The sequence below is a fragment of the Variovorax sp. 10N432 genome, assembly GCF_056394465.1.
This window is the reverse complement of sequence record NZ_JBFTHX010000005.1, coordinates 187,807-200,319: the sequence shown is the minus strand read 5'-3', so window position 1 is coordinate 200,319 and position 12,513 is coordinate 187,807. Positions and strand designations below refer to the sequence as shown.

General features: G+C 69.0%; 10 protein-coding genes. 5 read left to right on the top strand and 5 right to left on the bottom strand.

Going from position 1 to position 12,513, the window contains the following annotated elements:
- Positions 1 to 200 precede the first annotated feature (200 nt).
- Positions 201 to 2,570 (top strand): UvrD-helicase domain-containing protein, encoded by a 2,370-nt coding sequence (locus tag AC1DF3_RS08645; RefSeq protein WP_478139356.1) that lies wholly within the window; start codon positions 201 to 203, stop codon positions 2,568 to 2,570.
- A gap of 49 nt (positions 2,571 to 2,619) precedes the next feature.
- Here the strand turns inward: AC1DF3_RS08645 and AC1DF3_RS08640 are convergent, their stop codons facing one another.
- From AC1DF3_RS08640 to AC1DF3_RS08630, 3 genes are read right to left on the bottom strand one after another with little or no spacing between them, the layout of a single operon-like run.
- On the bottom strand, positions 2,620 to 3,414 hold the full coding sequence (locus tag AC1DF3_RS08640) for a BPSS1780 family membrane protein (RefSeq protein WP_478139355.1): 795 nt from the start codon (positions 3,412 to 3,414) through the stop codon (positions 2,620 to 2,622).
- 9 nt (positions 3,415 to 3,423) lie between these two features.
- Positions 3,424 to 4,467 carry a homoserine kinase gene (locus tag AC1DF3_RS08635; protein WP_286535491.1) on the bottom strand — a complete coding sequence of 348 codons (1,044 nt, stop codon included), beginning with the start codon at positions 4,465 to 4,467 and terminating at the stop codon, positions 3,424 to 3,426.
- A 7-nt stretch (positions 4,468 to 4,474) separates the two neighbouring features.
- Positions 4,475 to 4,846 carry a hypothetical protein gene (locus AC1DF3_RS08630; protein ID WP_286535492.1) on the bottom strand — a complete coding sequence of 124 codons (372 nt, stop codon included), beginning with the start codon at positions 4,844 to 4,846 and terminating at the stop codon, positions 4,475 to 4,477.
- Positions 4,847 to 4,944: 98 nt separating this feature from the next.
- Between AC1DF3_RS08630 and polA the strand changes: the two genes are divergently transcribed.
- From polA to AC1DF3_RS08610, 4 genes are read left to right on the top strand one after another with little or no spacing between them, the layout of a single operon-like run.
- The gene (gene polA, locus AC1DF3_RS08625) at positions 4,945 to 7,737 is read left to right on the top strand and encodes a DNA polymerase I (protein WP_478139354.1); all 2,793 of its coding nucleotides are present in this window, start codon (positions 4,945 to 4,947) and stop codon (positions 7,735 to 7,737) included.
- A 17-nt stretch (positions 7,738 to 7,754) separates the two neighbouring features.
- A complete protein-coding gene (locus AC1DF3_RS08620) occupies positions 7,755 to 9,050 on the top strand; it encodes a M20/M25/M40 family metallo-hydrolase (protein WP_478139353.1) in 1,296 nt (431 codons plus the stop codon).
- Between the two features lie 7 nt (positions 9,051 to 9,057).
- Positions 9,058 to 9,969: a LysR family transcriptional regulator gene (locus tag AC1DF3_RS08615; protein WP_286526405.1), complete on the top strand. Its 912-nt coding sequence runs from the start codon at positions 9,058 to 9,060 to the stop codon at positions 9,967 to 9,969.
- The gene (locus tag AC1DF3_RS08610) at positions 9,966 to 10,688 is read left to right on the top strand and encodes a hypothetical protein (RefSeq protein ID WP_478139352.1); all 723 of its coding nucleotides are present in this window, start codon (positions 9,966 to 9,968) and stop codon (positions 10,686 to 10,688) included. The genes AC1DF3_RS08615 and AC1DF3_RS08610 overlap by 4 nt, the downstream gene beginning before the upstream one ends.
- 8 nt (positions 10,689 to 10,696) lie before the next feature.
- Here AC1DF3_RS08610 and AC1DF3_RS08605 read toward each other — a convergent pair whose 3' ends face one another.
- On the bottom strand, positions 10,697 to 11,101 hold the full coding sequence (locus AC1DF3_RS08605; RefSeq protein WP_478139413.1) for a hypothetical protein: 405 nt from the start codon (positions 11,099 to 11,101) through the stop codon (positions 10,697 to 10,699).
- A 64-nt stretch (positions 11,102 to 11,165) separates the two neighbouring features.
- Positions 11,166 to 12,374, bottom strand: coding sequence for a D-amino acid dehydrogenase (locus AC1DF3_RS08600; protein ID WP_478139351.1), 1,209 nt, complete (start codon positions 12,372 to 12,374; stop codon positions 11,166 to 11,168).
- Positions 12,375 to 12,513: the final 139 nt, after the last annotated feature.

Genomic DNA, 12,513 nt, shown 5'->3' with positions numbered 1-12,513 from the left:
AGCTCCTTTGTGTCAGGTGGATGAGCGCTTGGTCCGGCCGGTTTTCGAGCTGTCTGCACTGCGGGACGCAGCGTGAAACGGGCACAAAAAACCGGGCGCAAGAAACTTGGGCCCGGTGACTGATTTTACACGCTTGCCCGCGTCGGGGGCTTGGGCAACTTCGTATAACCCCGATACGCAGGGCTTTCTACAATCGACGGATGTTCACCGACCTCGCGGCCGCCGCAGATTCGCCGCTGCTCCACAACCTCAACCCGGAGCAGCGTGCCGCCGTCACGTTGCCGGCCGGCAACGCCCTGATCCTGGCGGGCGCCGGTTCCGGCAAGACCCGGGTGCTGACCACCCGCATCGCCTGGCTGATGCAGACCGGGCAGGTGTCGCCGGGCGGCATCCTGGCCGTCACCTTCACCAACAAGGCCGCCAAGGAAATGATGACCCGGCTGGGCGCGATGCTGCCGGTCAATGTGCGCGGCATGTGGATCGGCACCTTCCACGGCCTGTGCAACCGTTTCCTGCGCGCCCACTGGAAGCTCGCCAACCTGCCGTCGACCTTCCAGATCCTCGACACCCAGGACCAGCTCTCGGCCATCAAGAGGCTGATGAAGCAGTTCAACGTCGACGACGAACGTTTTCCGGCCAAGCAGACGCAATGGTTCATTGCCGGCGCCAAGGAAGACGGCCTGCGTCCGCGCGACGTCGAGGCCCGCAGCGACGACGACCGCAAGAAGGTCGAGCTGTACCAGCTCTACGAAGAACAGTGCCAGCGCGAGGGCGTGGTCGACTTCGGCGAACTGATGCTGCGCAGCTACGAGCTGCTGCGCGACAACGACCCGGTCCGCGAGCACTACCAGCGGCGCTTCCGCCACATCCTGATCGACGAGTTCCAGGACACCAACCGGCTGCAGTACGCCTGGATCAAGATGCTCTCGGGCACCACGGCCGAGGGCCGCTTCACGCCGAACGACAACAGCGTGATCGCGGTCGGCGACGACGACCAGAGCATCTATGCCTTCCGTGGGGCGCGCGTGGGCAACATGGCCGACTTCGTGCGCGAATTCGACGTCTCGCACCAGATCAAGCTCGAGCAGAACTACCGCAGCTACAGCAACATCCTCGATTCGGCCAATGCGCTGATCAGCCACAACACCAAGCGGCTGGGCAAGAACCTGCGCACCGACCAGGGCCCCGGCGAGCCGGTGCGGGTCTACGAGGCGACCAGTGATTTCGCCGAGGCGCAATGGATGGTCGAGGAGATGCGCCAGCTGGTGCGCGACGGCATCGATCGCAAGGAAATGGCCGTGCTCTACCGCAGCAATGCGCAGAGCCGGGTGATCGAGACGGCGCTCTTCAATGCCGCGGTGCCGTACCGCGTGTATGGCGGGCTGCGCTTCTTCGAGCGGGCCGAAATCAAGCACGCGCTGGCCTACCTGCGGCTGCTGGAGAACAAGGACGACGACACCAGCTTCCTGCGGATCGTCAATTTCCCGCCGCGCGGCATCGGCGCCCGCAGCATCGAGCAACTGCAGGACGCGGCCCGCGCAGCCGGACGGTCGATGCACGACGCGGTGAGCGCTGTCGGCGGCAAGGCCGGCAGCAACCTGACTGCCTTCGTGGCGAGGATCGACGTGCTGCGCGAGCAGACGCAGGGCCTGTCGCTGCGCGAGATCATCGAGCTGGTGCTCGACCACAGCGGCCTGATCGAGCACTACAAGGCCGACCGCGAAGGCGCCGACCGGATCGAGAATCTGGAAGAACTGGTGAACGCGGCCGAGAGCTTCGTCACCCAGGAGGGCTTCGGCCGCGACGCGGTGGCGCTGCCGGTCGACGAGCTGCGCCAGTCGCCGGCCAGCCAGGGGCTGGACCCGAACCGGCCCTTGCTCGACGAGCCGCTGGCGCCCGACGCCGAAACCGGCGAGACCCTGAGCCCGCTGGCCGCCTTCCTGACCCATGCGGCGCTGGAATCGGGCGACAACCAGGCCCAGGCCGGCCAGGACGCGGTGCAGCTCATGACCGTCCACGCGGCCAAGGGCCTCGAGTTCGACTGCGTCTTCATCACCGGCATGGAAGAGGGCCTGTTCCCGCACGAGAACTCGATGAGCGACAACGAGAGCCTCGAGGAAGAACGGCGGCTGATGTACGTGGCCATCACGCGCGCACGCCAGCGGCTCTACATGAGCCACTCGCAGACCCGGATGCTGCACGGCCAGACCCGCTACAACCTGAAGAGCCGCTTCTTCGACGAACTGCCCGAAGGCGCGCTCAAGTGGCTGACGCCCAAGAACCAGGGCTTCGCGCCTTCGGCCTTCGGCTATGGCGGCGGCTATGCCACGACCCGCGGCGGCGCCGGCGGCTTCAGCAAGGATTCGTTCGCCAGCCCGCCGGTGCCGCCGCAGAAGGCCGCGCCGTCGCACGGGCTGCGCTCGGGCATGCAGGTGTTCCACAACAAGTTCGGCGAGGGCACGGTGACTGCGCTCGAAGGCACCGGCGACGACGCCCGCGCGCAGATCAATTTCCCGCGCCACGGCATCAAGTGGCTGGCGCTCTCGGTCGCCAAGCTCACGCCCGTCTGACCTTGACCCGGCCCCCGGCCGGCGCAGCCCGGCACGGGGCCGAGCCTGGCTACTCCTGGAACGAGTCGCGGAAGGTGAACCAGGTGCTGGTGAAGAACATCGCCGCCATCACCAGCGCGCCGGCGATCATCATGGCGCCGCCGATCGCGGCGGCACCGTCGCCGGCACCCATCGCGCCCACCGCCACCAGCAGGCTGGCGAGCAGGCTCAGCACGATGCCGGCGCCGATGAAGACGCCGACCCAGGCCAGGCCGAACACGGTGAGGGCGCCGAAGTTCTTGAAGCAGGCCACGAAACTGAAGAACAGGCTCTTGGCCGGCGGCACGCGGTGCCAGTGGACCAGCGCCGGTGCGTGCCAGAAAGCCAGCGAGAGCGGCAGGTACAGCCCCATGGCGATCCACAGTGCAACCTGGAATTCGGTCGATTCCGCCAGCTCGCGGGTGAGCGGGCCGCCGAGCAGGTAGACGCGGGCGAACTGGCCGCCGTCGGCCAGGGCCGAGATCGCCATGACCCCGAGGAACAGGCCGGCATACAGGGCCCCGAGCACCGCCATCGGCCGCACGTCGGCGCGAATCGCGTTCAGGGCGGCCAGGAACACGGTGCCGGCCGCCGGCTTTTCGGGCCCGGCGGCCTGCTGTGCCGCGGCCATGAGCCCGAGCGTCATCGTCGGCAGCAGCATCAGCGCGATCGCGGCGCCGACCAGTGGCAGCTGCGAGGCGATCGAGACCAGCGCCATGAAGAAGAAGAACAGCGAGATGAAGGCCAGCGGTTGCCGGGCGAAGGCCTTGAGCCCGCTACGGACCCACAGCACGCCGGTACGGGCCGGCACGAGATTGAGTTTCATCGGGTCCGGTCAGGCGGCCAGCGCGTCGGCGCCGGTCGCGAATTCGAAGGTGGCGTGGGCGCGCTGCCGCAGCACGCGCTCGAAGTGGGTGGGGTCGTGGGCCTTGAGCATGGTGGCCTCGCGCGGCAGGTGGAAGTCCCAGAGGCGCGAGATCCAGAAGCGCAGCGCCGCGGCCCGCAGCATCGCCGGCAGCAATGCCCGCTCGGGCGCCGTCAGCGGCCGCACGGTGCCGTAGGCGGCCAGCAGGGCATCGGCCCGGGCCGCATCGTGGCGGCCGCTGGCCAGGTCGATCGCCCAGTCGTTCAGGCAGACGGCGAGGTCGAACAGCCAGCTGTCGGCGCCGGCGAAATAGAAATCGAACACCCCGGTGAGGCGTGGCGCGTCGGCGCTGGCGTGGGTGTCGAACATCGCGTTGTCGCGGAACAGGTCGGCATGCACCGGCCCGCGCGGCAGCGCCGCATAGGCCGAGGACTCGGCCACGTGATTCTGGTAGGCCAGCTCGCTGCGCAGCAGCGCGGCCTGGGCGGCGTCCAGGTGGGGCAGCACCACCGGCATGGTGTCGTTCCACCAAGCCAGGCCACGCAGGTTGGGCTGGATGCGGGGGTAGTCGCGGGCCGCCAGGTGCATGCGGGCGAGCAGCCGGCCGAGTTCGGCGCAATGGGCGGCCGAGGGGGCCAGTTCGCTCTTGCCGTTCAGGCGCTGGACCACCGCCGCCGGCTTGCCCGCCACCGTGTGCAGCAGCTCGCAGGGGGCGTTGGCCGGGATCGACAGCGGGTGGCCCTGGGGCGGCGCCACGGCCGGGTCGGCCACCGGCTCGGGCACCGGGATGCCGCGCGCCGCCAGGTGCTTCATCAGGCAGAGGTAGTAGGGGAGCTGCTCGGCGCCCAGGCGCTCGAACAGGGTCAGGACATATTCGCCGGATTCGGTGCTGGCGAAGTAGTTGGTGTTCTCGATGCCGCCCTCGATGCCCTTGAGGGCGGTCAGGGCGCCCAGGCCGAGGCGCCGGACGAGCGCGTCTGCTTCGTCGAATCCGACTTCCGTGAAAACCGCCACTGCGCGCTCAGAACTTGAAGACGTTCCACCAGACCCGCGAGCCGCCTTCGCCCGCGCTGGAGTCGGACTGGCCCTGGCTGCGGCTGCGCTCTTCGGTGTTGGGCAGGACCTGGTAGGGCGGGGCGTTGTTCTTGGGCTTGACCTTGATGTCCTGGGTCTGGCCGCCGACGCGGAGCTCGTCGATGGTGGCGCCGCTGTCTTCGACGTGGATGCGCTCGATCGTCTGGTTCTGGCGGCCGGCGGCCTTGTCCGGGTCCGGCTGCGCCTGGGCGGGCGCCGGAGCCGCAGGCTGCGGGTTTTGCGCAAAGACGACGGCGGCGGGCGCGGCGCAGGCCAGCGCGAGCAGTGCCAGGCGGACCAGGGGCATGGAAGAAGACATGGAAGAGATTGTAGGTCCGGGTCCGGTCCGGAGATAGCCAAGAGGTCCGATCTTTTCGACCTTCCGGGGGCGGCCGCGCGGCACGGCAAAATGGCCCGATGACCGACAAGAAAACGCTGCTGCTCGTGGACGGATCGAGCTACCTCTATCGTGCCTTCCACGCGATGCCCGATCTGCGCGCCGTTCCGGGCGACAACGGCAGCCCCGCCACCGGGGCCATTCGAGGAATGATCAACATGATGCAGGCGCTGCGGCGCGAGGTGCGGGCCGACTACGCGGCCTGCGTCTTCGATGCGCCCGGAAAGACCTTCCGGGACGACTGGTATCCCGACTACAAGGCCAACCGCTCGCCGATGCCGGACGACCTGCGCAGCCAGGTCGAGCCGATCCACCGCGTGGTGCGGATGCTCGGCTGGCCGGTGCTGACGGTGCCCGAGGTCGAGGCCGACGACGTGATCGGCACGCTGGCGCGCACCGCCGCCCGCCAGGGCATCGAGGTGATCGTCTCCAGCGGCGACAAGGACCTGAGCCAGCTGGTGGACGAGCACGTCACGATCATCGACACCATGAACGGCAAGAAGCGCGACGTGGCCGGCGTGACGGCTGAATTCGGCGTGCCGCCGAACCTGATGATCGACTATCAGACGCTGGTCGGCGACAGCGTCGACAACGTGCCGGGCGTGCCGAAGGTCGGCCCCAAGACCGCCGCCAAGTGGCTGCTCGAATACGGCTCGCTCGACGCCCTGATCGCGCGCGCGGCCGAGGTCAAGGGCCAGGCCGGCGAGAACCTGCGCCGGGCCCTCGACTGGCTGCCCCAGGGCCGCCGGCTGGTCACGATCCGCACCGACTGCGAGCTCGGCGAGCATGTGGCCGGCCTGCCGGCGCTGGACGCGATCGCGATCGGCCCGCAGCAGGTCGACGCGCTCAAGGATTTCTACGAGCAGTACGGCTTCAAGAGCCTGGTGAAGTCGCTCGAGGCGCACGCCGTGCCGCCCGAGCTGATCGAGGAAAACAAGAAGCGCGGCGGCCCGGAGGCGAACGGCGACCTGTTCAGCGACCCGGCCCAGGCGGCGGCCGAGAAGGTCAGCAACCTGGTCTACGACACGGTCATGACCTGGGAGGCCTTCGACGCCTGGCTGGCCAAGATCGAGGCCGCCGAGCTGGTCGCGCTCGACACCGAGACCACCTCGCTCGACGAGATGCGCGCCGAGATCGTCGGCCTGAGCTTCAGCGTCGAGCCGGGCGCGGCGGCCTACATCCCGGTGGCCCACAACTACCCCGATGCGCCGGCGCAGCTGCCGCGCGACGAGGTGCTCGCCAAGCTCAGGCCCTGGCTCGAGAACGGCGCAAAGAAAAAGCTGGGCCAGCACGTCAAGTACGACCGCCACGTGTTCGCCAACCATGGCATCGAGGTGCAGGGCTACGCCCACGACACCATGCTGCAGAGCTATGTGCTCGAAGTGCACAAGCCGCACGGCCTGGCCAGCCTGGCCGAGCGGCACCTGGGCCGCAGCGGCATCGACTACGAGGACCTGTGCGGCAAGGGCGCGCACCAGATCTCGTTCAGCCAGGTGTCGATCGACAAGGCGGCCCAATATTCGTGCGAGGACTCCGACCAGACGCTCGACGTGCACCGGGTGCTCTGGCCGAAGCTCGAGGCCGACGAGAAACTGCGCTTCGTCTACGAGCTCGAGATGGCCAGCAGCGAGACGCTCTACCGGATCGAGCGCAACGGCGTGCTGATCGACGCGCCGACCCTGGCGTCGCAGAGCAACGAACTCGGCAAGCGCATCATGGCGCTCGAGGAGGAGGCCTACGCGCTCGCGGGCCAGCCTTTCAACCTCGGGTCGCCCAAGCAGATCGGCGAGGTCTTCTTCACCAAGCTCGGGCTGCCGGTGATCAAGAAGACGCCGAGCGGCGCACCGAGCACCGACGAGGAAGTGCTCGAGAAGCTGGCCGAGGATTTCCCGCTGCCGGCGAAGATCCTCGAGCACCGCGGCTTGTCCAAGCTGAAGGGCACCTACACCGACAAGCTGGGCCTGCTGGCCAATCCGCGCAGCGGCCGCGTCCACACGCACTACGCGCAGGCGGTGGCGGTGACCGGGCGGCTGTCGAGCAACGACCCGAACCTGCAGAACATCCCGATCCGCACGCCCGAGGGCCGGCGCGTGCGCGAGGCCTTCGTGGCGCCCGCGGGCCGTGTCATCGCGAGCTCCGACTACTCGCAGATCGAGCTGCGCATCATGGCCCACATCAGCGGCGACGAATCGCTGCTGCGGGCCTTCACCGAGGGCATCGACGTCCATCGCGCAACGGCGGGCGAAGTCTTCGGCGTCCCGGTCGACCAGGTGTCGAGCGAGCAGCGCCGCTATGCGAAGGTGATCAACTTCGGCCTGATCTACGGCATGAGCAGCTTCGGGCTGGCGCGCAACCTCGGCATCGAGACCAAGGCCGCGGCCTCCTACATCGAGCGCTACTTCGCCCGCTACCCTGGTGTGAAGGTCTACATGGACGAGACCAAGGCGCTGGCCAAGGAGAAGGGCTATGTCGAGACCGTGTTCGGCCGCCGGCTCTACCTGCCCGAGATCAACTCGCCCAACGGCCCGCGCCGCGGCGGCGCCGAGCGCGCCGCGATCAATGCGCCGATGCAGGGCACGGCGGCCGACCTGATCAAGCTCAGCATGGTCAAGGTGCAGCAAGTACTCGATGCCGAGCAGCGCGGCACGAAGATGATCATGCAGGTGCACGACGAACTGGTCTTCGAAGTGCCCGAGGAAGAGGTCGAGTGGGTCCGCACCGAAATACCGCGCCTGATGGCCGGCGTGGCCGACCTCAAGGTCCCGCTGCTGGCCGAAATCGGCATCGGACCCAACTGGGACAAGGCACATTGAGAATCCCCAAGAGAAAAATGAACCCGATGAAACGCTCCGCTCTCGCCACCTTTGCGCTCTGCGCCGTCTGCGCCGCCTGGATGGGCAGCGCGTCCGCCGCCCCCGATGCACGCATCGCCGCGCTGGCCGCCAAGGAAAAACCGGCGCTGCTGCAGACCTTGAACCAGCTGGTCTCGATCGAATCCGGCAGCCGCGACCTCGAAGGGCTCGACAAGATCGCCAACCTGATCGCGGACAAGTTCCGTGCGCTCGGCGGCCAGGTCGAACTGATCGATCCCTCGGCCGACGCCTACCGCATGGAGGACACGCCCGAGAAGATCGGCAAGGTCGTGCGCGCGACCTTCAAGGGCACCGGCAGCAAGAAGATCATGCTGATCGCGCACATGGACACGGTCTACCAGATCGGCATGCTGAACAAGCAGCCCTTCCGCATCGAAGGCGACAAGGCCTACGGTCTGGGCATCGCCGACGACAAGCAGGGCATCGCCGTGATCGCCCACACGCTGGCGCTGCTGAAGGCGATGGACTTCAAGGAGTACGGCACGCTGACCGTGCTGATCAACGGCGACGAGGAGATCAGCTCGCCCGGCGCGCGCAAGCTGATCACGCAGCTGGGTGGCGAGCACGACGTCGTGATGTCCTACGAAGGTGCCTACATCCACGGCGACAAGCTGTCGCTGGCCACCGCGGGCATCGCCTCGGTCACCCTGAACGTCACCGGCAAGGCCTCGCACGCGGGGTCGGCGCCGGAGCTGGGCGTGAATGCGCTGTACGAACTGTCGCACCAGATCCTGCAGATGCGCGACCTGTCCGACCCGGCGACCGGTCTCAAGATGAACTGGACCATCTCGCGCTCGGGCAGCAACCGCAACGTGATCCCGGCCAGCGCCACGGCGGGCGCCGACGTGCGGGTGCTCAGGGTCGCGGACTACGACCGCATCGAGCAGCAGGTGCAGGAGCGCGTGAAGAAGCAGCTCGTCCCCGAGGCCAAGGTCGAGCTGAAGTTCGAGCGCCGCCGGCCGCCGCTCGAGGCCAACGACGCCTCGCGGGCCCTGGCGCTGCATGCGCAGCAGATCTACAAGGACATGGGCCGCGAGCTGGGCGCCGACGACAAGGTCGCCGGCGGTGGCACCGATGCGGCCTTCGCGGCCCTGAAAACCAAGGCGGCGGTGGTCGAGCGCTTCGGCCTGCAGGGCTTCGGCGCCCACTCGGCCGACGCCGAGTACGTGCTGATCGATTCGATCGAGCCGCGGCTGGCGCTGTCGGCGCAGCTGATCATGGACATCTCGCGCGACAAGATCTCATCCCCCTGAGCGATTGATGCGCCTGCGCCACATCGAGGTCTTCAACGCCATCATGCTCACCGGCAGCGTGAGCGCTGCGGCGCGGCTCATCAACATCACGCAGCCGGCGGTCAGCCGCACCTTGCAGCATGCCGAGATCCAGCTCGGCTTTCCGCTGTTCCAGCGCGCCAAGGGCCGGCTCTCGGCCACCACCGAGGCGCTGGCCCTCTATCCGCACATCGAGCGCCTGTTCGCCCAGCTCGACGAGGTGCAGCGGCTGGCGGCCAACCTGCGCACGGCGAGCGATGCGGGCGAACTCCGCGTCCTGAGCGTGCTGGCCTTGAGCTACGAGGTGCTGCCGCGGGCCTTGAAGCGCTTCCGCGAGCAGCATCCGTCGATCGCGGTGACGCTCGAGTCGCTGCATTCGCCGCAGATCATGTCGGCGCTGCTGCTCCAGGAGGCCGATGTCGGCTTCGCGTTCAGCCCGGCGGTGCATCCCTCGCTGACCCAGGAGGCGCTGGCCGACAGCCGCATGGTCTGCATCGCCCCGAAGGGCATGCTGCCGCGGGCCCTGCTGCGCAACGGCTCGGTGGCCCTGCACGACCTGGTCAAGCTGCCGGTGATCGGCCTCGACAGCCGCGACCCGGTGGGCACCAGCCTGAGCCAGGCCTGCCGGCAGGCCGGCGTGGGCTTCCAGCAGGCGGTGGTCACGGTGCAGACCTACCACGCGGCGCTGGCGATGGCGCACCATGGACTGGGCGTGGCGCTGGTCGACGGCTGCACCGCGAATTCGGCCGATCGCGGCAAGGTCGACGTGCTGACGCTCGAGCCGCACATCCCGGTGCCGATCCGCGCGCTGCGCTTCGCCGGCCGGCCGGATTCGGTCGCGGTGCGCAGCATCACCCGCTTCATGCGCGAGGCGATCGAGGAGATGAAGGGGCCGGGATGAGCCGTCCGCCCGACCGCCTGACGTCCTTGTTCCACAGCGGCGACGCCCTGCGCAGCCGAAGCGTGAGCGATGTCGTGCTGTGGGGCCGGCTCGACCTGCCCGTGCCGCCCGCCCGCCTGGTTGCCGATTGGGAGCGGGAGGTCGCTGCGCGCCTGGAACTCGAGCCCGGCGACGTCGAGCCCCTGCCGCTGGCGCGGGCGCGTGCCCGCTGGCCGGACTTGCGGCACTGCGTGCAGGCGATGGCCGACTGGACGCGCTCGCTCGGGCTGTCCGAGGTGCTGGCCGCCAGCGAGGTCGCCCTGATGGCCTGCCGGGGCGCGCGGTACCACCATGACGGCGAGCACTACGGCGGGGCCGCCTTCTGCAATCTCTTCGTGAGCGAGGACAAGGGCCTGGACCTGCACTTTCCGGTGGCGGGCCATCGAATCCCGCTGGCCCGCGGGACGGCGGTGGTGTTCGACACCGGCCAGCCGCATGCCGTCATCCGGCGCCAAGGCAGTGGCTTCGACCCGGCCGACTTCGCGCCCGGCCTGGACTGCACCCAGGTGTTCCTGACGTGGGAACTGTCGATCGAGGATGTGCATGTGGGACGCACCCTCCGGGTGGACTTCGACACCGATCCCGCCGCCGCCCTGGGGGTCGACCAGGAGCAGGTGCTGTTGAACGGTGAACGGGCCGTGGTGTGCCCCGAGTCCGGCCGCTGGCGCCGGCCGGCCTGAGCGTCCGCTCAGCGCCCCGAGATCCGCGCCCATGCCGCCCGCAGGCGTCGCGCGCGGTCTTCGAACAGGTACGAGCCTGCCAGCGTCAGCAGGCCTGAAATGAGCCCCGTCACGAGCGCCTCGGCGTAGGGGATGCCGTAGTGATTGGCATGCGAGTAGGCGTCGCCCAGCGCGGTCAGGCAGCCGACGACCAGCGCATTGCCGTACCGGTTGCCGTAGAGCCTGGCCGCCGGCGTGAAGGTCAGGAGCACGGCCAGGATGCCGGTCGCCAGGCCGGTCTGCAGCGCGGTCGCCCAATGCGCCGCGCTCATCAGATTGCTCCAGCTTCCCGGCATGCAGGTCATGCAGGCGGAGGTGGGTTGCCAGAAGCGCTGGATGAACAGCCTGGCGCGGCGCTTCCAGTCGGTCGAGATCATGGGGTCCCCGTCGAGGATCTGGATGAAATGATCGCACGGAGTCGACCTCGCGGGGGCTAAGTCAGTCCAGCGCCTCGGCCACCCGCTCGGCCGAGCCGAACGCCAGCGTGAACCCCAACGCCCCGTGACCGGTGTTGAAGAGCATGTTCGAGGGAGCTCCCGCGAGCCGCCCGACGATCGGCACGCCGGTCGGCGTGGCCGGCCGCATGCCGGTCCAGGGCTGCAGTGCTTCGAGCCGGCCGGCGCGCGGGAAAACGGCGCGCGTGGCCTCGGCCAGCGCCTCGATGCGCTGGGCCGGGATGCTGGCGTCGTGGCCGACCAGCTCGGCCATGCCGGCCACCCGCAGGCGCGATCCGATGCGCGCGAACACCACCTTTCGGACGCTGTCGGTGACGCTCACCTGCGGCGCCGCGCCAGGCGCCGGATCGACATCGACCGTGATGCTGTAGCCCTTGAGCGGATAGACCGGCAGGTAGGCGCCGAGCTGGCGCCCGAGCCGGTGCGAGGCCGTGCCCAGCGCCATCACGAAGGCATCGGCCTCGACGTCGCCGGCGGCGGTGTGCACCGCGGCCACCCGCCCGTTGCGGGCATCGAAGCCGGTGATCTCGGTGTCGAGCATGAAGCGCACGCCGCGCGCGCGCAGCGCCCGCAGGAGTTCCGTGCAGACCTTGAGGCAGTCGGCCGCACATTCGCTGGGCGTGTGGACGGCGCCGGCGATCCGCGCCCGGTAGCTGGCCAGCGCCGGCTCGATGGCGATGCACTCGTCGGCCGTGACCAGGCGCTGCTGGCTGCCCATGGTCCGCTGCAGTTCGAGCTGCCGCTGGGCGCCGGCCAGCGATGCAGCACTGGCGTAGAGCACCAGCTTGCCGGTGGCCGAGAAATCGCAGTCGGGCGCGATGTCGGCCCGCATGGCCTCGAAGGCGGCGCGGCTGCGCGCCGCGAGCGCCAGCAGGCTGGCGGTGCTCTCGTGCGAGGTGCGGGCGTTGCAGGCCGCCAGGAAGGCGAGGGCCCAGCGCCATTGCAGCGGGTCGAGCTGCGGGCGCAGCTTGAGCGGCGAGGAGGGCGACAGCAGCAGCTTGGGCAACTGCTTCCAGATCGACGGGTCGGCCAGCGGCTGGACGTACGAGTAGCTCAGCTGCGCGCCATTGCCGCCGCTCGCTCCGGCGCCGGGCGCGGCACGGTCGATCACGCTGACCTGGAAACCCTGGCGGTTCAGCCGCCAGGCGGTCGCCAGGCCGACGATGCCGGCCCCGAGCACGCAGACGTGCATGACGCGTTCCTCTCTCTTGTTTCGGAAGGGTCGACTGTAGGTTCGCGCCGGCGCGCCGGGAAATGCCAAAAGCGCGGCAGCCCATAGCCAAAGCACATGGCATGCCCAGCCCATAACTTTTGGTCATGCCCCGGCGCAG